This window comes from Lederbergia wuyishanensis (assembly GCF_022900255.1).
In the GTDB taxonomy this organism is placed as follows: domain Bacteria; phylum Bacillota; class Bacilli; order Bacillales; family Bacillaceae_C; genus Lederbergia; species Lederbergia wuyishanensis.
Genome location: NZ_JALIRM010000002.1, coordinates 1 through 24,533 on the forward strand (window position 1 = coordinate 1; position 24,533 = coordinate 24,533).

Sequence of the window (24,533 nt, forward strand, 5' to 3'; positions counted from 1 at the left end):
AGTATTACAACAATAACCGGATTAAGCAAAAACTGGCTGGCATGAGTCCGGTTCAATACCGTCTTCACACCAGCCAACTAGCTGCGTAATATGAAACTCTAACTTTTAGGGGTCACATCAGGATTTTGATTTCCTTGGGTACATTTTTTATTCTGGAAGATTCAGTTGCCATGAAACACCATATTTATCATTCACCCATGCAAACTTCTTGCTAAATCCATACTCACCCAAAGGCATTAATACAGCTCCACCTTCGGACAGTTTTCCATAAAGCTCGTCGAGTTCATTTTCGGAATCGCAAGTTATAAAGATTGAGAAGGAAGGAGTAAACGTGAAACCATGTTTAATACTGCTATCATTACACATGAATTCTTGGCCTTTTATAGTAAAAGTGGCCTGCATGTTGCTCCCTTCTGGACCTCTACGATTTAAGCTTGTAATTTCAGAATCCTCAAAAATAGAAATGTAAAAATTAATTGCTTCTTCTCCATTTCCCTGGAACATTAGGAATGGTTTGGCGTTTGACATAGTCATCATCTCTCCAATTCAATATATTCTCTTAATAGTTTCCATTCATTATTTTCTTTTCTCCAAACAAACATACATTGAGCAGTATAAGGCAATCCACTAATGACATTTGTTTCTTTCCCTAAGACTAAACATTCCTCACCGTTATTGCGTTCAGTGATAGAGACTGCTTCAAAACTTTTTTCTGCATGGTCCATTTGCTTTAAAACACCGTCGAGATCGTAATCATGATAATAAGGGTCTGGTTGAATAATGTTAGATTGTGCCCAAAAGCCAACAAACTGTTTAGACATGAACCTTCTAATTTCATATCCATTTTTTGTGATAAAGCCTTTATTCCATGCTTTGAAATATTCAACTAATACTTCTTCGATTTCCATGCTATGTTCTCCCGCTAACTTAATTAATCTCATAACATAACCATTCCGATTGTTTTCCACCCATTTTATTATAGAGAGATTGAGCTATGATATTATCTTTTGCTGTTTCCCAAGTCATTGAAGAAAATTGATGTTTCCGAATGTAATCCAAGCATGTTTCAAATAGCTTTTCACCAACTTTTTTTCCTCTTTCTTGCGGGGAAACAAATAAGTCATTTAATACGGCTTGTCTCTTCACTTTTAACGTACTGAAAGTGAAATACAAAGTAGTGAATCCTATTAATCTATCATTTTCTATAGCCACAAACTGCATGCCGCTTGAAGGATGCTCCAATAAGTGCTGAATTAAGCTTTTTAAATCAGTTTCATTGGGTTCTGGTTGTTGATAGAAATCAACGATATACTGTCTCATGATTATGTATAACGCTTGGGTATCATCGTTTGTTGCTGGCCGGATTGTAATATTTTCACTCAACTATAACTCCTCCAACATATGGAATTTAGTCAATTATAGCATTTTTCATTTAAGTATTTTTGAACAATTAACAGCCTTAACAAGAAAAAAGAAATCCTACTCTACTAAGTACTGAAATACTTTTTACTTCTTTATATAAGAGATTTGGTTATTGAATTAGAGTGGAGATATTTTATTAGAAGGCATTCTATAAAACTTGGTATTGATTTTTTAACATATCTGAAGTTTAAGAGTATGGGAATCTACTCTATTACGATAGCCTGGTCTTAGCAAATTTCCGGCTAACAGTGATTTTTAACCTAACATAGTTAAATAAAGATATTGCTCAATCTTCCCCTTTTTCCGGCTACTTTTATTCTTTTTCCTCAAATAAAATAAAGTTTTCTAAAATTGTTGAACAAGGAAAAATAGAAAAAAGCAAGACAAGAGAAGAAATTGGACAGAAAAAGACCCAGAAATCGGAAATGTTTATTTTCACGAAATCAGGGTCGGGTTAAGAAATGTTTTTTTGGGTTATTCACCTACATACGTATGCAATGTACAACACTCGACATGCAAAGTGTGTGGAAATAAAACTACTAGTTGAACGATGTCTAATTTATAACTAAAAGGAATGAGCTTCTTAAGACTTTACGTTTAGCTTCGGAACGACCTATCCTGTGCATAACCTTTCCATTGTTTTATACACAATACTATCGATTACCAGGGGCAGGTTGGTCAACGCCCTTTACATGATGCCTATGTCCAGCGTCTTCGGTTGTGTAAAAATCATAGTAATGGACATGCATACCATTTCCTACTGGAATAGCTGGTCCTGAATAAGCCTTATAATGATGGTTATGCCCATCTTCATAGACAACATATCCCTCAGTATAATGGATATGGCTGCCATCCTGAGTAGGAATTGGAGGAGAAGTGACATCCAAACACTGATGAACATGGCCAGCTTCCATTGAAGTGTAATCAACGGAACCATGATTATGATGCGGGACAAAACCATTGAAAAAATCATCTTTTCCTATCTTAGCCATAATAGATCTCCTTCATTTTAGTAACCTTATATTATAAGTGTTGTTCATTCATCTTTTTTGTATTTAATCTTTCTTCTAAAATATGAATCATATAAAGGAAGTGGTTAGCTTCCCTTAAAACGTGATCAGCTAATAAAGGATTAATCACGTTCCTAATTTGGCAGGATTTAATGAGGTCCAGACCAGCCTGCTTAAAGTCACGGATTTCCTGGGCAGCACTCTCACTATCCTTATTCATTTTTCCGATAATTGGGTAAGTCGGCTGTTTCCGGTATAACATTGATTCCACATCTCTTGCTTGGTTCAACAGTATTTCAAAATCATCCCCAAATTTTAAGGCTGCCTTAACCAAGTTTCTTTCTGACTGATCAAGAAGAGAAGCAATAAAGCGGGAGTGTTCCATCATAATTCGTAACCAAAATATATTTTCACTGATAATTGCATCCTGTATAGGGTCCAATATTCCTTGATTAAACTTTTTGAGTGTCCGCATAAAATATTCGGCTTCCCTTGCAATATGGTCAACAAGCAAAGGGAAATTAAAACCACTTATTTTGCAATTAATGATTAATATAAGGAGGTTCCTTTTAAAATTCCGAAACCCAGAAACCAGCTCTATACTTTCCTCGTTTAATTTCCTCACTAATGTCACATTGTTTGGAACTTGATAAGCCTTTTTTTCTTGTTGTTCAAAGTAATAATGAAACCTATCTGTTTGTTGAATTAGATGAGTATCTTTCCGGTTAAATCCTTCACCCAAAAACAAAGCATGCTCCTTCATGATTCTTAGCCAAAATCTATTTTCAGTGAGTGATCGTTCAATAAATATTTGCTCTGTGAGGGATTCCGGTTGTGCAGCAAACGATTCAGGTGCAATTAACATTTGGTTAAACTGATCCACGCTAACGTGACCTGGCAGTTGAGGCTGATTTTGCATGATAGACCTCCTTTGCTGTAGCTTTAATACCAAGATATTTGCAAGTTATTCCAAATATGCTCCGGACAAGATATATATATTCGTTTTTAACATTTAAACAATCGTCAGTATGTTTGATGGTAAAAAACCAATCACCTGACTTAATTCGAATTTTTCTACTATGTGATTAATATGAAACTCCTCCTAACCCCCTCCCCAATCTCCTATTCCACAATCTCCGTTAAAATAAAGTTACCAGGCAAACCCTCAAAATTGCCGATTTTCGATTCAAATTAGTCGTTTGGTTTTATTTAGTTTTAAAAAAAGTTCTCTCAAAATGTTGGAGATAGGAAAGTGAGACAAGACAAGCGATTGGACAGAAAAAGACCCAGAAATCGGAAAAGTTTATTTTCACGAATTCAGGGTCGGATTGAGAGAGATTATTTTGGTTATTCACCTACATACGTAAGCAAGGCACAACACTCAACATGCCATGTATGTGGAAATAGATCTACTGGTTGAACGACTTCTAATTGATAACCAAAAGGAATGAGCTCCTTAATATCTGTCGCGAACGTATCCGGATTACAAGATACATAGACTATGCGTTCTGGTTTGGAGCGCCCAATTCTGCGCATAACCTTTCCGCCGGCCCCCGAGCGTGGTGGGTCAAGGAGTAGCAATTCCGGTTTTCCAAATGTCTCTAGTACTTGGTCAATCCCTAATCTTGCGTCTTTTGCTAAGAAATATGTGTTGGAAATGCCATTGTCCTCCGCATTTCGTTTTGCAGATTCAATGGAAGTTTCTACAATTTCAATTCCTGCAAGTTTAGCCACCTGGCTTGCAAATGGAAGTGAAAAAGTTCCGACTCCACAAAATAGATCAATCATCTTTTCTGTCTTTTTCGGTTTACCCATTTCCAGTGCAAGTTCAACTAATTTTTGCGCCTGTGTAGGGTTTGTTTGGAAGAAGGTATCAAACCAAAGACGATAACGGTATCCAAGTAACTCATCATAAATAAAATCTCTTCCAGCTAATACATGTGTTTTTTCAGCTTGAGTTCTGTCAGCCCATTGAGTGTTTTCTAGCCACAGTAAGCTTTTCACTTGTGGAAAATTCTTCTCAACTCTTTGAACTAAATCTTTCACTGATCCTTCAAGATGGCCAAAAGGAGCTTCTGTAGCGAACAGCGCTAGCATTATTTCCCCTGTTGCGAAAGATTGTCGAACCATTAAGTGGCGAAGCAAGCCTTCATGTGCATCTTTATCGTACCCACTTAATTTGTGTTCGAGTGCCCACTTTGCTACCTCCATTGCGGCTTCCACCATGTCTTTACCAGCAATGAGACATGTTTCTAATGAAATAATGCTGCGGAAATTTCCTTGTTCATGCAAACCTAGTGTCCCATCCGGAGCAAACGTAAACTCCATTTTATTACGATAATGCCAAGGATCTTCCATGCCAATCGTATCCCGAACAAGAGCTGGATCAAAACCTTGAGCTTCAACTGCTTGTTTTACATGATTCGTTTTTTGCTTCAATTGCCCGGAATAATCCCAATGCTGCCAAACACAGCCTCCACAAAGTTCAAAATGAGGACATGCTGGTCCGATTCTTTCAGGATGAACCTCTAATATTTCATCCGCCTTCGCTTTCCATCTTCTTACCCATGGTCTTTCCACAGTGACACGTACTTTTTCACCTGGAAGAGCGTAAGGAATCGTCAACTTTAATTTCTTCGGATTCCCAAGTTCATTTTCTCGCCACACGACCGCCTGCCCTGAGCCTTTTGCATCTAATTGATGGATATCGGCAATAAAGCTCTCACCTTTTATGTTCGTCATGCTGGTCCCTCCTAAAAAATGTTCCGCTTATATCAAATGATGAAATCATCTATCATTATCAACATACTTACCTATTATAGCGAAACAATGACGGAGTGGGAATAAGGGAGAAATGATTGCCATTGAAAGGGCAATTCGTTGCTCGTTTTACAGGAATCCTTATTCATACATTTAAATTTATCTCAGCCTCATTACCTTTTGACGAGAAATATTTTACCGCACCCAAAAAGGAAACAACCGACGTCGCCAACCAACTTAGTAGAGCAATGACCACTAGCATAGCCAATACACTCATTTCAAATATTGTACGTCCGAGAATTGTTTGAACTCCGATCAGTATAATAGAAATCAACCAAAAGGTACTGCCTACATGTATAAGAACTCGAGCTCGTTTATCGTTAAACTTTGCTCTTTCAGTTAACCATCCCAAGATAGGAAGTGTCTGGAGAGCATGAAATCCTAATCCATGTAAAACGATGAAATTTCCATCCGCTCCCGTATATCGACTTTGAAGAACGGACATGCAAATGCCAGCTGCGAAGGAAACCATTGTAGATAAAAAGGCATAACGGATACTTAGCGTAAGAAATGGATGTTGATTCTCATCCTTTATTCGGAAAAATGAAACAGCAACGATGACGGTCAAGGTAATTAGCACTAAAGATATTATTCCGAAGAACGTCCCGACAAATATATCCATGGTAGTACCAACCTGTGTGTATCTAGGATTAAAACCTCGAAAATGCTGTATCGTTTCGATTCCATATCCTATTAGAGTAGTTACGACTAATCCCCAACGAATCCATCTTCGACTGCTCATGTTCAATCCAGATACTTGTAGCAATGCGGCCATGGACAAGGTAAAGATAGCAATTGCAGCGTTAAAGGAAAATGCACTTTGCATGTTTCCTTCAGGATGGATAGTTGCTCCAAATATAGCGACGTAGGAGGCACAGATTGCAGCTAGTAAAAAGCCAATCATGGATACCGTGACTAACAGCTTTTCTTTACTAATCATTTTGACAAACGATTTTAAAACAGCTTTCATCTTCTTACACCCTCTCAATATTTATTTATCAATCAATAAATAATGCTTTGTAAAAAAAAGACAGAATATATTATTCTGCCTTTATTACTTCATTCAAAACAAAGCAATTGCGGTAATTCCAATACCTGTGCCACTGTAACCAAAAATCCTATACCTAAAAATTGAGTAGCACCTGCTTCGGGATTTGGATAGCCTGCCATTTTTAACTTTTCCGTGACTAATTCATGTACAAGCCGAAATTTTTCCTTAACATGATCACGGATAACTGTTTCTGAAATGGCGTGCGACTGCATCACTAAGATGATTTCATCTTTATGTGTCTTCATCATTTTCATAAATTCATGCCCCATCGTATCCATCAATTGGTCCGCGGGTGCATCCACCCCAGAAAAAGCTTCGTAAATTCGCTTAGATGCCCGATCAATAACCGCAATAAAAAGTTCTTCCTTATTTTTAAAAAAGTGAAAAACGTATGGTTGCGTTACTCCTGCCGCTTTGGCTATAAGGGCGGTAGTTGCTTTGTAATATCCATTTTCCGCAAAAATGCCAACAGCATTATCTAATATAAGTTCTTTTTTGTCTTCACGAGCAACCATTGTATAACTCCTTTTATTTATTGATTAATAAATAAATATTATTTTACATCATAAAAAATGTCAAGGGGCATATTTGTACAAATTGAACACTGTCTTTCGACTTCTTTTATACTCTTTTTAGTTCTATAATAAGTTATAAATAGATAGAACGAGGATATTAAAGATGAAAAAGGCGTACTTACGACTTATCCCCATATTAATTATTATACTAACTTCGCTTGGGTGTTCGAACAATAATTCCCACACATTCGACACGAATGTGGAGCTAACCATTTCAGCTGCAGCAAGTTTACAAAATGCATTAAATGATATCAAACTAATCTTCGAAGAGGAAAATCCTCATATAAAATTAAACTTTAACTTTGGAGCTTCTGGTGCACTTCAACAGCAAATTTCTCAAGGCGCACCTGTAGATCTCATCTTCTCTGCTGCAGAAGACAAGTTTAATAAATTGGTAGAAGACGGACGCATTAATCAAGAGCAAGGAATAGATTTAATTGGAAATGAACTTGTGCTAGTCGTACCAGTGGGTTCAAATAAAGGTATTAAATCTTTTGAAGACCTAGTTAATGCTAAGCAAATTTCCATTGGTACCCCTGAAGCTGTACCTGCTGGACAATATGCAAAGGAAACATTAGTAAACTTAAAACTATGGGGAAAGCTTGAAAAGAAAATCATATATGCCAAAGATGTACGACAGGTTCTTACATATGTAGAAACAAACAATGTTGACGCAGGGATTGTGTATAAAACAGACGCATTCATTTCATCGAAAGTTAACATCGTGGCAACAGCGAAAGAAAGTACTCACGCACCGATTATTTATCCTGTCGGAGTGATTAAGGATAGTCCACACCAAAAAGAAGCACAACGATTATACGAATTTCTTCAAAACGAAACTGCAATCGAAATTTTTGAAAAGTATGGATTTAAAGGACTGAAATAATTAAAATGGCCACCAACTTTTGGGCACCTATTAAACTATCATTAGAAGTCGCTACTTTCTCAGGAATCATCGTACTAATTTTAGGATTACTATTCGGAAAGATGATGTCGAATAAAAATTTTAAAGGGAAGACTTTTTTAGAAACAACATTCCTTCTTCCGTTAGTATTACCGCCTTCTGTTGTTGGGTTCTTACTCATTGTGATATTTGGACGAAATAGCCCTGTTGGACAATTAATAGAAACATTATTTAAACAACCGATTATGTTTACGTGGTGGGCAGCAGTTCTCGCTTCTACCGTTGTCGCATTCCCGCTAATGTATCAATCTGCGAAAGCAGGTTTTGAATCAATAGATTATGATATTGAAAATGCAGCACGTGTAGATGGAGCGAATGAAATCAAACTATTTGCATTTATCACCATTCCTCTTGCACATCGAGCCATTATTTCAGGGGCCATTTTAAGTTTCGCGCGAGGATTAGGTGAGTTTGGAGCGACATTAATGTTTGCTGGAAACATCCCTGGTAAAACCCAAACGATTCCAACTGCGATCTATATTGCGATTGATTCCGGAAATATGCAATTGGCTTGGATGTGGGTCGTAAGTATGGTGGGGATTTCTTTTTTGATGTTATTAGCTGTACACTTAATGAAAGGAACTTCCTAATATGAAGTCATTCCATTAATATGGAGTGACTTTTTTCTTGTTAACAGTTCTTATATCAAGCGCCCCATCCCCACACTCAAGGCTCGTCTGAATTTCTCTTTGTCATCCACTGTCATGTACACTTTCATAATCTCTTGCTTTTTTCCTAGAATACCAGTAGTTGTAATCGGTTGTTTGAGAGTAATTTCAAATTGAGGGGTGTCGAACTCAAGTAAAACCCCTTTAAAGACATCTTTATTCTTTTTTTCTTCAAAAAACTTCCCTCCGCCATTAATAGAGGCAATCTGATTTAAAGGGATTGTAATCTGTCTTCTTGATCCTACTCTAATAAAAAGCTCACTATTTTGAAGTAAAATCGGAAGCTGAACGATTGCACGGTAATCACTAATCAGGTAAAGGACACCGTATACATTTAAGACCACATGAATCCATGAGATGAGTGGACTCCATTTATGAAAAAGGAAAAATAGACCCACACTTTCAAGTAGAATGACGGTTAATAAAACAATTAGAATGCCCTTATACCCGACGTTTTTATGATAAGAATAAGGACTAACCATCCCTTTATTGGACTTCCTTGAAAACAAATAATAAAACATCGTGATTTCTCTAGTTACAATCATCGCCACTGGCTTTGGAAGTGATTCCGAAAGAACCGTTTCGACCTTTTCAATAAAGGATTTTTCCTTTCCAAGCTTCTTATAGCTTTTTGATAGTTTATACACTCTAAAAATTAAGAAACTAATTAATATGATTTCGATGACAATAATATAGACCTTCATTCTAAATCCTCTTTTCGAGTTGATTTATTAAAGTATTTCGTATAACATTTAAGTAAACTTAAATATTTATCTAAGTTAAATATTAACATAATTTAATGATTGGAGGGAATAAAAAATGGACCTGAAAAAAATATTATTAGAGGCCAATCAGTTTTCTGAAGAAATTAAGTCTGTTTTTATAAACGAATACAAAAAAATATTAGACGAGCACGACCTTTCTTCTAAGCAATCGCTCGTTTTAAACATTTTGCATAAACGTAAAAAACTGACAATGAACGAAATTGCAGGAATTATTAATGCTACCCCGAGTGCAGCAAGCCAATTTATTCGAAAACTAGAAAAACAACAGTATGTTAAAAGGGAAGTCAATATAGATAATCGAAGAGAAGTATTTGTTTTGTTAGATAACAAAGGGGACGATTTTTATAAAGAACTAAAGGCAGTAGACGAAATGGTTTTGGAAAAATACTTTTTGCAATTGTCAAAAGAGGATCTTTTAAAATACCATGAAATATTAAAAAAGTTGCACGAAATTGTTGTTAAACAGGAGAAATGAACATGGACATTATTATTTGGCTGGTTATTACATTTCTTTTTCTTTACGAACCTATTTATGGCTACTTTGATTATCAAAAATTTAAAGAAAGAGTCCGTAGGAATCCAAATGAACGTACAAAATATTATAAAAAAGTAATGGTAGGTCTGTGGATTCCCACATTGGTCATACTTGGTTTAGTGATATTTGGACCTTTAACATGGCACGATATTGGCTTAAGGGGCATTACATTGGATACTGATCCATTAGGAACTTGGGTTACCTATATCGTGATTGGCATTGCTATTTTATACACCCTCCTACTTATCTATTATTTTGTAGGTTCTAAAGTAAGTAAAAAAATACAACAAGAAATTATAAAAGCAACAAAGCGAGATTTAGAGAAAAGTAAATTTGCGGATATCATGCCTGTAACGAAAGAAGATAAAAAAGTTTGGACGTTTGTTTCCTGGACGGCGGGAATTACAGAGGAAATCATTTACCGTGGATTTTTAATCTTTGCTATACCTCATTTATTCCCATCATTATCAATATGGGCTGTATTAATCATTTCATCTATAATTTTTGGACTCGCCCATACATACCAAGGTTTCAGTAATGTAGTAAGAACAAGTATCGTTGGTTTGTTTTTTGCTGTTCTGTATATGTGTTTACATTCTATTATCCCTGTAATGCTACTTCATTTTTTTATCGACTATATTGCAAAAATCAGTGATAGCGATGAAACATGATAATTACTTCAAGGTAAGTTAGTTACAAAAAGTATACCTAGACAAAAAGATTTCACTACTTACAATTTTCATAGTTGTCTTATACAATGAAAGGGATTACTTGATGAGGAGGAATAACAATGACTATTCAAAATATCAAGGATTATACGGTTTTAAACAATGGAGTACATATGCCTTGGCTTGGACTCGGCGTCTTTCAAGTAGAGGACGGAGACGAAGTGATTAACTCTGTTCAATATGCATTAGAGGCAGGCTACCGTTCGATTGATACGGCAGCTGGATATCGTAACGAAACTGGAGTTGGAACTGCAATTAAGCAAAGCGGGATTGCGCGTGAGGAGCTTTTTATTACGACAAAGCTAGCAAACTCTGATCAAGGTTACGAATCTACTCTACGTGCTTTTGAAGAAAGTCGCCAGAAGCTTGGTCTTGAATACATTGATTTATATTTAATTCACTGGCCGGGAAAAACGAAGTTCGTTGAAACGTGGAAGGCTTTTGAAAAGCTGCAGAAAGACGGATATATTCGTGCAATCGGCGTGAGTAACTTCAATATTCATCATTTAGAAACGCTTAAACAAAACAGCGATGTTATTCCTGCAGTGAACCAAGTGGAATTCCATCCTTTGCTTAATCAACAGGAGCTTCGTCAATATTGCATAAATGCAGGAATTCAATTAGAAGCTTGGTCTCCAATCATGAAAGGAAACCTAGACCTGCCACAACTTACGGAGTTAGCTGAAAAACATGGTAAAACACCAGCTCAAATCGTCCTTCGCTGGGAGTTGCAACACGGAGTTGTAGTCATTCCTAAGTCTGTACGCAAAGAGCGCATACAAGAGAATGCTAATATTTTCGACTTTACTTTATCTGCAGAAGACATGAAGGCAATTGATCAAATGAATCAAAACCACCGATTTGGATCAGATCCGGATGAGGTAATTTTTTAAAATAAGTTAGCGTAGAGCCCTATTTACAGGTAGGTTGTCTCTACGCTTTTTTAATAAAACACTATATAACTTGGTCATTACAACGGGAGTCGTACATTAAACAATACGATGATAGGATATATTTACATTTCGTATTCTTAATCTCGCCATAACATACCTAAGCCCATTGAGATCCCCAAATCTTCATTTCTTTTAATATTTTATGTAACGCTTGTCCTTTCTCTGTTAAGGAATATTCTACCGTAACAGGAACAGTTGGGGTCACTTTGCGTATGACTACTTCATTTTCTTCTAAGTGGCGCAGCGTATCTGTTAAGGCCTTTGGGCTAATTTTGGGAATTGATTTTTGGATTTCGCCGAAACGTTTTGTTCCTTCGAAAAGCTGCTTCAAAATAAGAAAAGACCATTTGCCGCCAATGATATTTAAAGCCTTTTCAATTGAACATTCTATTACTAGTTCTTCCTTTAATTCCTGCATTACTGCATCCCCCTAAAAGTAAATAGTAACTATAAATATTATAGTAAATAACCTATCTTTTATTATATCAAAAATATTTCACTACTTGTATTAAATGTTATAAACACCTATACTTCGAAGTGAGTAAGCGTTTTAATGTATGCCTAATCGAGAGGTGATCAACATGCCAAAAGTCGTCATAACTGGTGGAAGTGGTCTATTAGGACCTTCAGTAATAAAAGAGTTTTTAAATAACGGCTATGAAGTGGTCAACGCAGACACTAAAAAGCCAAAAGAGGAGCTTTGCAGGACTGTCATTACGGATCTAACAAACCTTGGAGAAGTACACGGGGTTTTGGTTGGAGCAGATGCGGTCGTTCACCTTGCTGCTATTCCGGTCGCGTATTCACATCCGAATGAAGTGACTTTTCAAAACAACGTCATGTCCACGTACAATATTTTAGAAGCTGCTGGTAATTTAGGCATTAAAAAGGCGGTTATCACTTCAAGCGAGTCGTCCTATGGTATCGTTTTTACCAGGAACTCATTAGAGCCAAAATATGTACCAATCGATGAGGAACATCCGCAATTACCAGAAGATAGTTATGGATTATCCAAAATTGTGAATGAACAAACAGCTGATATGATTCATCGGAGAACTGGAATGCAAGTCGTTTCTATGCGTTTAGGAAATGTCATAACTCCTGAGATGTATGCTAACTTCCCAAGCTTTATACGTGTCCCAGAGCAAAGAAAAACGATTCTTTGGAGTTATATTGATTCAAGAGATGCCGCAACAGCGTATCGACTTGCTGTTGAAACGGATGGACTTGGGTCTGTTGCGTTAAATATAGCAAATGATGAATCAAGTATGGATATTGAAAGTAAGCAGTTGATGGAGCTCGTTTATCCAAATGTAAAAGAGTTCAAAAAAGAATTAAATCGTTTTGAAACGCTATTTAGCAATGAAAAGGCAAAAAAGCTATTAAACTGGCAGCCTGTTCATAGATGGAGAAATTATGTGGAAGTCTCCAAATCCTAAACTAAAATGAGAATAAAGGAGAATAATTGATGGTTTATATTGCAGATGACAAAAGATATGACACTATGAAATACAACCGCACAGGAAATTCTGGACTTTTACTTCCAGCCATTTCACTAGGTCTTTGGCATAACTTTGGTGGTGTTGATACATATGAAAATGGCCGCGCTATGCTTAGAAGAGCCTTTGATTTAGGGATCACACACTTTGACCTTGCAAACAATTACGGACCTCCTGCTGGGTCAGCTGAAACAATGTTTGGTCAAATGCTGGCGACAGATTTTAAACCCTACCGTGATGAAATGGTCATTTCTACAAAAGCGGGTTATTGGATGTGGAATGGTCCTTACGGTGAATGGGGATCGAAAAAGTATATGATTTCTAGTCTTGATCAAAGTTTGAAACGAATGGGCTTGGACTATGTTGATATTTTCTATTCTCACCGTCCAGATCCAAACACTCCACTTGAAGAAACAATGGGAGCTCTTCATCAAGTTGTGCAACAAGGTAAAGCATTATATGTTGGAATCTCAAGCTACTCACCAGAGCAAACAGAAGAAGCAGTTCGAATTTTAAATGATTTAGGAACACCATTGTTAATCCACCAACCAAGCTACTCCATGCTAAATCGTTGGATTGAAGATGGCTTGCAAGATGTTTTGGATGAAAGTGGTGTAGGTTCGATTGCATTCTGCCCATTACAACAAGGGCTGTTAACGAACAAATACTTAGGTGGTATTCCTGAAGATTCACGTGCAGCGAACCCAACAAGTTTCTTGAAAAAAGACCACATCACTGAAGATGTGATTCAAAAGGTTCGCCAATTAAATGATATTGCCGCTGAAAGAGGTCAATCGCTTGCTCAAATGTCACTTGCATGGGTACTTCGTGGTGGACGAGTAACATCCGCCCTAATCGGAGCTAGTCGCGTAAGTCAGATTGAAGATAATGTTGCAACATTAAACAATCTTGAATTTAGTGAAGAAGAATTAGCTAAAATTGATGATATTTTAAAAGGTTAATAGTAATGAAAAATTCTTCGAGTAATTGTCGCTCGAAGAATTTTTCATTTAATTTTTACAATAAAATCTAGTAAATGATTATCACTAACAGGAAACTTAGTTTTTACATCAAGACTCTCACTATCTAAAACGATTATATGATTCTTGCTTTTAGCATTACTCATCTCTTTTACATAGATTTCTTTTTCTTCAGCGTTCTGATATAAGAGCTCATACCAGCTGTCCGTATTAGCAAATTCTTGGTTAAATAGCTCAAATACCGGTTCATCTTTTAAATGGAAAATACCTAATGAATGCTTATCTTCTTCACCGCTTAAACAATATAAAATTCTATGTTCATCTAAAGCCAACTGTCCATCTCCATAAATGTAATAATCTTGTGTCGGTTCATTTTTAAAAGGCTCAAATACCTTATACTGAAAATCTTGATCATATACATACATCTTCCCATTTGCTCCGAGTATATAAGCATGATTATCCGTTGAAAAAAGAGGGGTTAAATCAACGTTATCTGCGCTAAAAGTTTCGTATGTAATAGATTCCTTATTTAAGTCTGTAACTCCAATTCCATGATATTCGTATTCATCTTCATCTCCGACTGTCCCTGCTGTCGCATATAAAATCTTTCCTCCAAAATGTAAGATTGGCGAAGAAAGTGGAGACCGATGATAATCTGTTTCGATGCTTTGTTGTGTAGTAGCGTTTGAAATTGACACTTTGAAGCCATCGAAATTTTCATTATAGCGTTGGTCGCCCGTTTTATGTGATGCTAGCGTCTGAAAAACAATATCATCTCCATAGTGCTCTATATGGTCAACTCCAACCTGGTTTTCCAGATAATCAACATTCACTTTTTTAAATATATTTTTTTGAATATCATAGGTAAAATAATATTCACCACCCATACCGCCAAAAAAGGAAATATATAATTGATTCATATCATTCGGTTTCTGGTGTGGAATCATTCTTCCAAAGTCATCATCAAAAATTCTGTACTGTTTTACGACTTCTCCAGTATTGGTCACTTCTTTTACTAATGTAAATCCTTTAGAAAAACGATAATCCGTAGGATAAAAAAGAAGATAATGACCTTGGCTATCTGATGTCTCTGGAGAGAAATGTTCAATCCCATTTATACGATTATACTTATTTTTGCTTTGCCATTGTGTCAAAGGAACAATTAACAAAAATAAAAATGTAGAAAAAACAACTATATACAACCATATTTTTTTATTCATGATTCCTCCGGATTTATAATTGGAAAAATTTAAATTTTATACCAATTATATACATAAACTAGTTTAAAATCCTCTCTATTTCCCCAATAAAAAAAGTACTGCAAAGAGATGTCTCCTTGCAGGACCTTTCCATTAATTTTCTTCTATTTCTTTACGATTTTTCTTAAGCATCTTCGATAGTATTTCATATACAATCGGTACGATAATGAGTGTTAATAATGTCGAGCTTGTTAAACCGCCGATAACTGTAATTGCGAGGCCTTTTGAGATCATACCGCCTCCGCCTTCTGCGCCAATCGCTAATGGAATTAATGCTCCGATTGTGGCAATTGCCGTCATAAGGATAGGACGTAAACGAGTGGCGCCTGCTTCCAATATCGCTTCGCGCATATTCATGCCGCCACGCTCCATTCGAACAATTCGGTCTACGAGTACGATGGCGTTTGTCACGATAATCCCTATTAACATCAGGAGACCCATCATAACCGATACGGAAATCGTTTCACCCGCAATTAGTAGACCGACAAATGAGCCGATGACCGCAAATGGTAGTGAGAACAGAATTGCAAATGGTGCTGTTCCTTCGCCAAATGTAACGACTAGGATGAAGTACACAATGGCAATCGCAGCTAGCATTGCTACACCAAGCTGTGTAAAGGTTTCGGCCATGTCTGCAGCTACACCCGCTACATCCAATGTAACGCCTTTTGGTAAATCTAGCTTTTCAATCTCTTTATCTACTTCTGATGAAGCTTTGGAAACATCATTACCAATGACTGTTCCTGAAACCGATGCGTAGTATTCACCTTTACTGCGCGCAAGTGTATTTAAGGTAGTCCCTTTCTCCACTTTTACAAGATCAGAAAGTTTCATTGTTGTACCCATTGCTGTTCGTATTTCCGTTTTTAAAATATCATCAATTGATTTTGGTTGTTCCTTTTGTTCTTGTTGAACTATTACATTTAATGTCTCGCCGTCTTTTTTAACCGTCGTTAATACATCTTGTGTTTTATTCGGGCTTAACATCATCACAATTTGTCCAGTGGTTAAGCCATATTGGAGCAACTCATCTTGCTCTACTATAAAAGTATATTCAACATAGGCATCTTCTGTACTTGATGTGACTTTTTCTAATCCATCATTTTCTTTCATCACATCTTCGACCATTTTTACAGCTTTATTTAGCTTATCTAAATCTTCACTATAAAAAGTGTAACTGACTTCATTCGATGCCATCGACATTGATGTGAAGTTTTGACTTTTCCATGTTCCTGATTGACCAATATTAGAAAGTTGGTCTTCAATATCTTTGCGAACCTCAGGGAAGTCTTTCATATCAGGGTCAAAAATTAGGTACATTAATGCCCCTTTTCCTCCTCCACCCATCATTGCAGCCATCGGATCGCCACTATTGGTTATCGATAATTGAACGATATCAATATCATCACGTTTTAATAATCTTTGCTCTACAGCTTCAACGTTAGCTAACGTTTCATCCTTTAGCTCACCTGTCGCTGGAGTATATGTTAAATACATGACTTTATCTTCTTCACTGCCCATAAAGCTAAATCCAATGAGTGGAGTTAAACACAAGCTTCCAACTAATAACAAAATCGAAATAATCGATGTAATGACCTTGTGATTTAATGTCCAGTTAAGAATTCCCTTATACCAATTCGATAATTTCCCTGCTTCTTTATGACTCTTTTCTGTTTTCTCACTATATAATTTTTTCTTAAATAAGAAGTGAGAAAGTGCAGGAACAATTGTAATCGCGACAATTAATGAAGCTCCTAACGCAAATGTCATCGTCAATGCGAATGGCATGAATAACTCTCCAACCATTCCACCTACAAAGATAAGTGGCGCAAAAACTGCAACCGTTACGATGGTAGATGACGCAATTGGTCTGAACATCTCAATTGTTGCTTCACGAATGAGTGCGCGTCCCGTTAGTTTCTCTTCTTTTAAATGCAACCTTCGATAAATGTTCTCCACGACAACAATCGAGTCATCAATGACACGGCCAATAGCTACCGTAACTGCTCCCAATGTCATCATATTCAGCGTAATATCCAACCAATTTAAGATCATTAATGCCATAAAAATAGAAACTGGAATGGATACAATGGAAATTATAGTCGATTTAAAATCACGCAAGAATAGGAGGATAATTAATACTGCAATTAATCCACCGAATAACGCTTTTTCGACCATTGTTTTTATCGAATCTTCGATTGGTTTACCTTGGTCAAGTGAAACATCAATGATCAGACCATCAATCTTAGCCTTTTCCTCATCAATTAATTTTTTCACACTGTTTACTACATCCACAGTGTTTGCTTGTTGTCCTTTAACAATTTGAATAGCAATCGCGTCTTTACCATTTGTCCTAGAAACCGATTCTACTTTTCCGACTACCTCAATTTTCGCGATATCATCAAGCTTTACAAATGGAGACGGATTTGTTTCTGATGGGGTAACAGGAATGAGCATGTTCTTTAATTCATTAGCGGTCATAAATTTTCCGTCGACCCGAACGGCTTGTTCCCCTTCTTTAAACTCATATAGACCCAAGGAAACAGACATGTCACTCGCTTGAATCATTTGCTTTACTGAATCTTCAGTAAGTCCAAGCTCAGCCATTTTTTCTTTATTATAAACAAGCTCCACTTCTTCAACATGCTGACCAGTGACGGTTGCTGATGCAACTCCGTCAATCTTCTCGATTTTCGGCAATAAAATATCCTCTACTGTAGAGGTTAATTCAACAATATCTTCTTTTTCACTACTTACGCTGAGTGCCACGACTGGCATCATATTCATATTAATGGATGTAATCGTCGGCTTTTGTACCTCATCTGGTAATGTCACTGCATCCAACGCAGATTGCAACGCACGCTTCGCCTCATCCATATCAATCCCATATTCATATTCCACTTGAATACTTGACATGTTAGAATATGAATTAGAATAGACAGCTTTTATATGCTCCAGATTTTCAGCTGCCTTCTCTAAAGGCATGGACACATCTTTCATTACCTGTTCCGGAGTCGCTCCTGGATAAACACCCGTTACCATTAAATATGGAATGGTTATATCAGGAATTGTCTCTGTTTTCATACGTGTACCTGCATAAATACCAGATACGGTAATAATAATCGTAAGGAGCCACACGGCTAATTTGTTTTTCAATACAAAATTGACTAAACCCTTCACTGCTTACCTATACCCCCAATATTTTCTTTTTCTAAAAAATGCAAACCCACACTAATTGACTTTATTAACCTATTCACTTATAGTAATGACTAATCGGTCATTTGTCAACAATGGAATATAGGAGCGAAAGAATAAAGATGATTAAAAAACAATTAATTATGGAAAAGGCATTGGAACTGTTTGCAAAACAAGGATTTGAAGCTACATCCGTTCAACAAATAACAGATCATTGCGGCATATCAAAAGGTGCTTTTTATCTATCTTTTAAATCAAAGGACGAATTGATTTTAACATTAATCGACCATTTTATGATGCAAATCACCTCAGATATTGACCACATAGTCAAAACATCAAAAGATGACCGCTTGTTATATGACATTTACTATGCATCCTATAGTTATTTTTATAAACATTTGGATTTTGCTAAAATTTTTATAAAGGAACAATCACAGACATTTAATAACGAGTTCATTTTAAAAATGCGCTATTATGATAAATTACATGAAAAAGCGATATTAACGATGATTGAACGTTTATATGGAGAGGAAGTAAAACACACAAAATATGATTTAATTTATTGCATAAAAGCTTTCATGAAAATGTATGGCGAGTTATTCTTCTCCGAACACGAACCATTAGATTTTCACTTGCTCGCTGAATCACTTGTGGAAAAAACAAATATTTTGGCTAAATATATGACGATCTCATTTGTTTCAGAAGATTATAGAAAATTGAATGAATACACGAGCAATGAGGTTGTAACGAAGGAAAAATTGGTTGAAATAATCAATCAAAAAATAGAAGAAATGGAAGAATCCATCGAAAAGGAATCATTAATCCTACTCAAGGAGCAGCTAACAGAACCGACTCTCAGTCCCGCTATCGTCAAAGGTTTAATCGAAAATATTCGTAATCATCCTCATTGTAAATGGATTTCGTATTTGCTAGGAGATTATTATAAATCGATATTTTAAAGTGGTGATCATATGAAAACAAAACTTTATATAAACAATGAAAAGATCGTTGCTGGGATAACGTTAAAGGACGAATCTCAGTTAGAAAGCAATAACATGGCTCTTCATGCTTGTGATAACCTTGAGGATGTGTTGGAAAATCGTAAAAAGTTGGCAGCCTTTTTGGATTGTGGGCTTGATGACTTTGTGTGCGCTAAGCAAACTCATAGTGCGAATTTCCAACAGGTTACTTTTGATGACAAAGGGAGAGGCTCCGACCGAATGGAAACTGCTATTCCGGACACGGATGCCTTGTACACGTATGAGCCAGATGTTTTGTTATGCAGCTTTAATGCTGATTGCGTTCCAGTTACTTTTTATCATGAAGGAACTGGCGTTGTCGGTGTCATTCATTCTGGATGGCAGGGCTCCGTCAAAGAAATCACATTGAAGCTTTTTAAGCATTTAATACAGGAAGAAAATTGTCATCCAAATGATTTCCATGTTCAAATATGTCCTGCATTAAGCCAGGAAAAATTTGAAGTCGATGAAGATGTGTATATAAAATTTAAAGATCTAGGTTATGCTGATGATTTTATTTACTATAACGAACAGACGAACAAATATCACATCGATAATCAGCTAACTGTGAAGAAACAATGTATGCTGGCTGGTATTCCAGAGGAGAATATTTCGATCGACAGAACCTGTACGTATGTAAGTGACGAAGGGTTCTCTCACCGACAAGATAAACGCAGCGGTAGGCATCTTTGTTTTATTATGAAAAAAGAAGGCTAGTTGAATATTATCCCTGTTTTTTAGAAAGCTAAAAAACAGGTGATGTTATGAAGAAGATTTCAATGATATTCATTTTGTTGCTTATGATAAAGTTGCCTCCGACTGCATATGCCGCAACTATAAACGAAACAGATACGGAACTATCCGAATCACTTAAGTATGCATTAATTTTAAGTTTGAGTCAGCCGATAAGTGAAGCGATTGAAGCTATTTATAAGAATGACAAATCAGCACCAAAAGGTCTTACTTGGGCTGCTTATCAAACGGAAATCCTTAAAATCAAACAAGCAAATGGAATTGGCGGGATTTACGAAATTACCTTGAAGGTATACCCTTATTATCGTGCCCACATTACTTATGGTGAGGATATTGTAGTCATAAGAACAGATGGAAAAATAATCGATTATAAACATGTAAAAACATATCCTAAAATTGACTTTAACAAAAAACGCTCAGAGTGAGCGTTTTTTGCTGGAGTTACCACTATTAAGGAGAAGCTGGCAAACAAGAAAACACAGCCTACGTCCCACAATAGGTTCGATAAGGAGTATTTGACTCGGGAACGTTAGCGTATTCTTCTTGCTCATTTGAGTACTCGTAAGGATTTGAAAGTACAGCTAAAAGCCGCTCCATTACACTGTAATCCCCATGGTCTGCAGCCGCTTCTAATGCCGCTTCCACACGGTGGTTTCTAGGTATTACCGCAGGGTTATTGTTTTTCATTAATTCTCTTGAGGACGCTTTTGTTTCTGGCTGCCTTTCTAATCGTGCAAGCCATTTTTCCTTCCACTGAGTGTACTCCGGGGATTCACATGCATCCTTATCCCGTGTATCAAACCACAAAGTGCGGAAAGTATTCGTATAATCAGCTTGTTGATTTTTCATAATGTTGAGCAGGTCCTCGATTAAAGCTTCATCTTCTTTTTCTTCATTAAATATCCCTAATTTTGCTCTCATTCCGGTAAGCCAATATGCATAATACGCAGTACTAAAATTTGAAATCTTTTCCTGAGCTTTTTCAATCGCCTTCTCTTGGTTTTTATCCAATAACGGCAATAGCGTTTCTGCAAACCGCGAGAGATTCCATGCACCTATATACGGCTGATTTCCATAGGCGTATCGCCCTTGAATATCGATTGAACTAAAGACGGTTGCCGGGTCGTACGTATCCATGAAAGCACATGGGCCATAATCAATCGTCTCACCGCTTATCGTCATATTGTCGGTATTCATTACACCATGAATAAATCCAACGAGTTGCCATTTAGCAATTAATTCTGCCTGGCGCTTTATCACTTCTTCAAGAAGGACTATATATCGGTTGTCGTCAGCTTCAATACTCGGATAATGGCGTTCTATCGCATAGTCTGCCAATATTCGAAGGTCTTCTACCGTACCCCATTGCGCTACGTACTCAAAAGTACCAACGCGTAGATGACTAGCTGCTACACGAGTCAAAATTGCTCCCGGCAGCTCAGTCTCTCTAAGGATTGTCTCACCAGTTGTCGCTATCGCTAGGCTCCGTGTAGTAGGAATCCGAAGAGCATGCATCGCTTCACTAATAATATATTCACGTAGCATTGGGCCAAGCGCCGCTCTACCATCGCCACCTCTAGAATAGCGGGTTCTACCTGCACCTTTTAGCTGTATGTCAAACCTTTCACCTTGAGGCGTAATCTGCTCTCCCAACAATACAGCTCGGCCGTCCCCAAGCATAGTAAAATTCCCAAATTGATGCCCTGCGTACGCTTGGGCAATAGGTGAAGCACCTTCAGGAATCTCATTTCCTGCAAGCACCGCTACACTATCTTCGTTTTGCAGTGACTCAATGTTCAAGCCGAGGGATTCAGCCAACGGATGGTTTAGAATGAGTAACTTTGGTGATTGTACGGGCGTTGGGTTGGTAGGTGTAAAAAGTGAATTAGGTAATTTTGAATAGTAGCTGTTGTCAAAGTTCCATCCTACTTTATTAGTCATATTTTCTCCTCTCTTGATTTATTTTTTGGAAATTCATCAAGATATCATCAAGTGCTGTAGTATTCTTACCTTATTCTTTTATAGCATTAATTTTTCCACACTATGGATATGGATTCCTATATATTTGCGTCTTCTGAAACCTCGGAAATTAAATGAATACATTACAATTTTTTGATAACTATATCAATCATGGTTACAAAATCGCTGTCTCAATACTAGTAACAAAAAAGGCGTCAATGGTTATTATCCTGACTAATTACAGATAAAGTCTTACTATTCATTGTACACTACTCTCCTTTTACATAATGTTATTGTGACCTTTTTTTATATTAAGTACCACATAAAATACATTTCCATGTATTCCCACATAACATATAGATGCTCTAATACAAGCAAGGTGTCCTCTAAATTTTTAGAGCACAATAATATAAAAAAAATCGCCCAAAGAAGGACGATTTTATGCATTTAGTTATATTTCTTTAAAAGGTTGATTGTTTTTTGGACCCCTTCTCTTTGGTCTCCAGGACCTTCAAATTCTACTGAGTAGTATCCGTCATAGTTATGTTTTTTAGCGATTTCCATGCACTTTCCAAAATCAAATTGGACATGGCTTCCATCTGCATTGAATTCATATGTTTTGGCATGAACTAAAATTGGATCATTGAAGATCATATCAATTGCTTCGTAACGAACATCTGGCTCAAAGTTTCCAAAGTCAGGACATACTCTGAAATTCGAATGATTAACCATTTCAAAAAGCTTAATTATATTTTTTGGATCGGCAGACATTCCTCCGTGGTTTTCCAATACTAAAGCAACCCCTTTAGTCTCGGCATATTCAGCAAGCTCTCTATATGAGTCAGCTGTAATATTGAGGTCGAAAACACCTTCAGGTTGATGCCCGGTATTGACTCTTGCACCTTTACTTCCTAAATAAGCGGCAATATCAATCCAAGATTTAATAACTTCTAAATCTGATTTGCGTTTTTCTTCGTCCAAACCTGAAATATTGCCGTAGTCGATAGGCATATTAAGTACTTGAACTCCATGTTTTTCAAGGGCAGCCTTTACATCATCCAAATTTTGAGGTTTGTTTAGACTAACATTCTCCATGACTTCCATAAATCCACCAATTGCTTGTTGAATTTTCTCAGGATCTTTATCTGGATTACTAAATTGCTCTAGTGCAAACCTCATTTTTTCTGCACTTCCTGAATCCAAGTCTCCTACCATCCAATGAACCATTTCAACTGCGTCGGCTCCAAACTCCTCTTTCACTACACGAACAAAATCGACCATCGTCATTCCTTTTTCGATAAATTCCTTATTCATACTCCAGCTTGATACACCAATTTTCATACCGCCGTTCCTCCCTTTTATATGTATTTCTAACTCAATCTATCTATTTAAGCGCTTTACTTAGGTCTATCTTATTTTTCATAAATCACGTAAGTTCATAACTTACAAAAGCAAGGTGCTTACTGTCCGGTGACCAAGAATTCACGTTGATTGTACCTTGCCCACCAAATAGTTTTACTAGTAAACGAGAATCACCGCCTGAACTTGGCATTATACGTAGTTCTACGTCTTTATTTGGTGGATGATCGCCAGGCTCAACATCGCCTTTTTGATAAGTAATATAGGCCACACTTTCGCCATCCGGAGAAACATGCGGGAACCAATTATTACTTTCTTCGAATGTCATCTGAGTCTGATCGCTGCCATCCGCATTCATACGCCAAACTTGCATTAGACCTGAGCGCGTTGAGTTAAACCATATGTGTTTGCCATCCGGAGAATATTCTGGTCCATCATCCAGCCCCGGAGTATCCGTTAATTGCTTTTCTTCTCCTCCCGTTGCGGGAATAGTATAAATATCATATTGCCCATTACGCTCAGCGCAGTATGCCAAAGTTGTTCCATCCGGCGACCAGCCGTGCAAATAGGAAGGTGCCATCGGTGTAATCAGTGTCGGATTCCCACCCTCGAATGGCAAAATATATATACGCGAATGTCGATCTTCCAATGTGTGATGGCTCACAGCAATATGGGCCTCATCAGGCGACAATACATGATCGTTATTGCAAAAATTAGCAAACCCCGAATCAATGACAGTGCTTTCAAGAGAATGGATGTCGAAAGAGTAAATAAGACCTCCACTGTTATAAATAAGCTTGTCATCACGCGTCCAATTAGGCGCCTCAATCACATAATCAAACTCTGCCAGTGTTCTTCTCCCGCCGGTTTCTATATTTATTATTTCTAAGAAACTTCTCGTATTTTCCCGCATTTGAAAGCCGGATGGATTTTTTAATGTATCCATCTTCTTCCCCCTTTTAAATTAATTCCGACCATTAATAAATTCAATAAAAAACT

General features: G+C 37.0%; 26 protein-coding genes. 11 read left to right on the forward strand and 15 right to left on the reverse strand.

Annotated elements, in window-relative coordinates:
• Nucleotides 1-89 (forward strand): IS3 family transposase (locus tag MT489_RS22410; protein WP_425311309.1); only part of this gene is annotated, 89 nt, incomplete at its 5' end.
• Between the two features lie 58 nt (nucleotides 90-147).
• Here MT489_RS22410 and MT489_RS06140 read toward each other — a convergent pair.
• The 8 genes from MT489_RS06140 to MT489_RS06175 all read right to left on the reverse strand — a co-directional run bounded on the left by MT489_RS06140 (nucleotide 148) and on the right by MT489_RS06175 (nucleotide 6,818).
• Nucleotides 148-528, reverse strand: a complete 381-nt coding sequence (locus MT489_RS06140) for a VOC family protein (protein WP_244680656.1) — start codon at nucleotides 526-528, stop codon at nucleotides 148-150.
• 5 nt (nucleotides 529-533) lie between these two features.
• Nucleotides 534-908 carry a nuclear transport factor 2 family protein gene (locus MT489_RS06145; RefSeq protein WP_244680657.1) on the reverse strand — a complete coding sequence of 125 codons (375 nt, stop codon included), beginning with the start codon at nucleotides 906-908 and terminating at the stop codon, nucleotides 534-536.
• Nucleotides 909-927: 19 nt separating this feature from the next.
• Nucleotides 928-1,383 carry a GNAT family N-acetyltransferase gene (locus MT489_RS06150; protein WP_280518532.1) on the reverse strand — a complete coding sequence of 152 codons (456 nt, stop codon included), beginning with the start codon at nucleotides 1,381-1,383 and terminating at the stop codon, nucleotides 928-930.
• Between the two features lie 692 nt (nucleotides 1,384-2,075).
• Entirely contained in the window at nucleotides 2,076-2,414 is a 339-nt protein-coding gene (locus MT489_RS06155; RefSeq protein WP_244680658.1) for a YmaF family protein, read from the reverse strand.
• A 31-nt stretch (nucleotides 2,415-2,445) separates the two neighbouring features.
• Nucleotides 2,446-3,351 carry a DUF2935 domain-containing protein gene (locus MT489_RS06160; protein ID WP_244680659.1) on the reverse strand — a complete coding sequence of 302 codons (906 nt, stop codon included), beginning with the start codon at nucleotides 3,349-3,351 and terminating at the stop codon, nucleotides 2,446-2,448.
• 428 nt (nucleotides 3,352-3,779) lie between these two features.
• Nucleotides 3,780-5,174 carry a 23S rRNA (uracil(1939)-C(5))-methyltransferase RlmD gene (rlmD, locus tag MT489_RS06165; RefSeq protein ID WP_244680660.1) on the reverse strand — a complete coding sequence of 465 codons (1,395 nt, stop codon included), beginning with the start codon at nucleotides 5,172-5,174 and terminating at the stop codon, nucleotides 3,780-3,782.
• 163 nt (nucleotides 5,175-5,337) lie between these two features.
• Nucleotides 5,338-6,222, reverse strand: a complete 885-nt coding sequence (locus MT489_RS06170; RefSeq protein WP_244680661.1) for a hypothetical protein — start codon at nucleotides 6,220-6,222, stop codon at nucleotides 5,338-5,340.
• A gap of 89 nt (nucleotides 6,223-6,311) precedes the next feature.
• Nucleotides 6,312-6,818: a TetR/AcrR family transcriptional regulator gene (locus MT489_RS06175; RefSeq protein WP_244680662.1), complete on the reverse strand. Its 507-nt coding sequence runs from the start codon at nucleotides 6,816-6,818 to the stop codon at nucleotides 6,312-6,314.
• 163 nt (nucleotides 6,819-6,981) lie between these two features.
• On the opposite strand from MT489_RS06175, the gene modA reads away from it, so the two are divergent.
• Nucleotides 6,982-7,764, forward strand: coding sequence for a molybdate ABC transporter substrate-binding protein (gene modA / locus MT489_RS06180; RefSeq protein WP_244680663.1), 783 nt, complete (start codon nucleotides 6,982-6,984; stop codon nucleotides 7,762-7,764).
• Between the two features lie 5 nt (nucleotides 7,765-7,769).
• Nucleotides 7,770-8,432 carry a molybdate ABC transporter permease subunit gene (modB, locus tag MT489_RS06185; RefSeq protein ID WP_244680664.1) on the forward strand — a complete coding sequence of 221 codons (663 nt, stop codon included), beginning with the start codon at nucleotides 7,770-7,772 and terminating at the stop codon, nucleotides 8,430-8,432.
• A gap of 50 nt (nucleotides 8,433-8,482) precedes the next feature.
• On the opposite strand, the gene MT489_RS06190 is transcribed toward modB, so the two are convergent.
• Complete coding sequence (locus MT489_RS06190) at nucleotides 8,483-9,214, reverse strand: hypothetical protein (protein WP_244680665.1); 732 nt, start codon at nucleotides 9,212-9,214, stop codon at nucleotides 8,483-8,485.
• Between the two features lie 115 nt (nucleotides 9,215-9,329).
• Between MT489_RS06190 and MT489_RS06195 the strand changes: the two genes are divergently transcribed.
• From MT489_RS06195 to MT489_RS06205, 3 genes are all read left to right on the forward strand, one after another.
• Complete coding sequence (locus MT489_RS06195; RefSeq protein ID WP_244680666.1) at nucleotides 9,330-9,770, forward strand: MarR family winged helix-turn-helix transcriptional regulator; 441 nt, start codon at nucleotides 9,330-9,332, stop codon at nucleotides 9,768-9,770.
• A gap of 2 nt (nucleotides 9,771-9,772) precedes the next feature.
• Nucleotides 9,773-10,501, forward strand: coding sequence for a CPBP family intramembrane glutamic endopeptidase (locus tag MT489_RS06200; RefSeq protein WP_244680667.1), 729 nt, complete (start codon nucleotides 9,773-9,775; stop codon nucleotides 10,499-10,501).
• A 119-nt stretch (nucleotides 10,502-10,620) separates the two neighbouring features.
• Nucleotides 10,621-11,451: an aldo/keto reductase gene (locus MT489_RS06205; RefSeq protein ID WP_244680668.1), complete on the forward strand. Its 831-nt coding sequence runs from the start codon at nucleotides 10,621-10,623 to the stop codon at nucleotides 11,449-11,451.
• 157 nt (nucleotides 11,452-11,608) lie between these two features.
• On the opposite strand, the gene MT489_RS06210 is transcribed toward MT489_RS06205, so the two are convergent.
• Complete coding sequence (locus MT489_RS06210; protein WP_244680669.1) at nucleotides 11,609-11,929, reverse strand: winged helix-turn-helix transcriptional regulator; 321 nt, start codon at nucleotides 11,927-11,929, stop codon at nucleotides 11,609-11,611.
• 163 nt (nucleotides 11,930-12,092) lie between these two features.
• Here MT489_RS06210 and MT489_RS06215 point away from each other — a divergent pair, with 163 nt between their 5' ends.
• Together MT489_RS06215 and mgrA are read left to right on the forward strand one after the other, a co-directional pair.
• Nucleotides 12,093-12,950: an NAD-dependent epimerase/dehydratase family protein gene (locus MT489_RS06215; RefSeq protein WP_244680670.1), complete on the forward strand. Its 858-nt coding sequence runs from the start codon at nucleotides 12,093-12,095 to the stop codon at nucleotides 12,948-12,950.
• A gap of 29 nt (nucleotides 12,951-12,979) precedes the next feature.
• The gene (mgrA, locus tag MT489_RS06220) at nucleotides 12,980-13,972 is read left to right on the forward strand and encodes an L-glyceraldehyde 3-phosphate reductase (RefSeq protein WP_244680671.1); all 993 of its coding nucleotides are present in this window, start codon (nucleotides 12,980-12,982) and stop codon (nucleotides 13,970-13,972) included.
• Between the two features lie 44 nt (nucleotides 13,973-14,016).
• Here the strand turns inward: mgrA and MT489_RS06225 are convergent, their stop codons facing one another.
• Both MT489_RS06225 and MT489_RS06230 read right to left on the reverse strand, forming a co-directional pair.
• Entirely contained in the window at nucleotides 14,017-15,210 is a 1,194-nt protein-coding gene (locus tag MT489_RS06225; protein WP_244680672.1) for a hypothetical protein, read from the reverse strand.
• Between the two features lie 132 nt (nucleotides 15,211-15,342).
• Nucleotides 15,343-18,429 carry an efflux RND transporter permease subunit gene (locus MT489_RS06230; RefSeq protein WP_244680673.1) on the reverse strand — a complete coding sequence of 1,029 codons (3,087 nt, stop codon included), beginning with the start codon at nucleotides 18,427-18,429 and terminating at the stop codon, nucleotides 15,343-15,345.
• 137 nt (nucleotides 18,430-18,566) lie between these two features.
• Here MT489_RS06230 and MT489_RS06235 point away from each other — a divergent pair, with 137 nt between their 5' ends.
• Genes MT489_RS06235 through MT489_RS06245 form a run of 3 tightly spaced genes read left to right on the forward strand, consistent with a single transcriptional unit; the run spans nucleotide 18,567 to nucleotide 20,641 of the window.
• Complete coding sequence (locus tag MT489_RS06235) at nucleotides 18,567-19,403, forward strand: TetR/AcrR family transcriptional regulator (protein WP_244680674.1); 837 nt, start codon at nucleotides 18,567-18,569, stop codon at nucleotides 19,401-19,403.
• Between the two features lie 12 nt (nucleotides 19,404-19,415).
• Complete coding sequence (gene pgeF / locus MT489_RS06240; protein ID WP_244680675.1) at nucleotides 19,416-20,180, forward strand: peptidoglycan editing factor PgeF; 765 nt, start codon at nucleotides 19,416-19,418, stop codon at nucleotides 20,178-20,180.
• Between the two features lie 47 nt (nucleotides 20,181-20,227).
• Entirely contained in the window at nucleotides 20,228-20,641 is a 414-nt protein-coding gene (locus MT489_RS06245; RefSeq protein ID WP_244680676.1) for a DUF3888 domain-containing protein, read from the forward strand.
• Between the two features lie 58 nt (nucleotides 20,642-20,699).
• Here MT489_RS06245 and MT489_RS06250 read toward each other — a convergent pair whose 3' ends face one another.
• The 3 genes from MT489_RS06250 to MT489_RS06260 all read right to left on the reverse strand — a co-directional run bounded on the left by MT489_RS06250 (nucleotide 20,700) and on the right by MT489_RS06260 (nucleotide 24,366).
• A complete protein-coding gene (locus tag MT489_RS06250) occupies nucleotides 20,700-22,157 on the reverse strand; it encodes a protein adenylyltransferase SelO (RefSeq protein WP_244680677.1) in 1,458 nt (485 codons plus the stop codon).
• Between the two features lie 465 nt (nucleotides 22,158-22,622).
• Nucleotides 22,623-23,516 carry a sugar phosphate isomerase/epimerase family protein gene (locus MT489_RS06255; protein WP_244680678.1) on the reverse strand — a complete coding sequence of 298 codons (894 nt, stop codon included), beginning with the start codon at nucleotides 23,514-23,516 and terminating at the stop codon, nucleotides 22,623-22,625.
• Between the two features lie 85 nt (nucleotides 23,517-23,601).
• On the reverse strand, nucleotides 23,602-24,366 hold the full coding sequence (locus MT489_RS06260; RefSeq protein WP_244680679.1) for a TolB family protein: 765 nt from the start codon (nucleotides 24,364-24,366) through the stop codon (nucleotides 23,602-23,604).
• Nucleotides 24,367-24,533 lie beyond the last annotated feature (167 nt).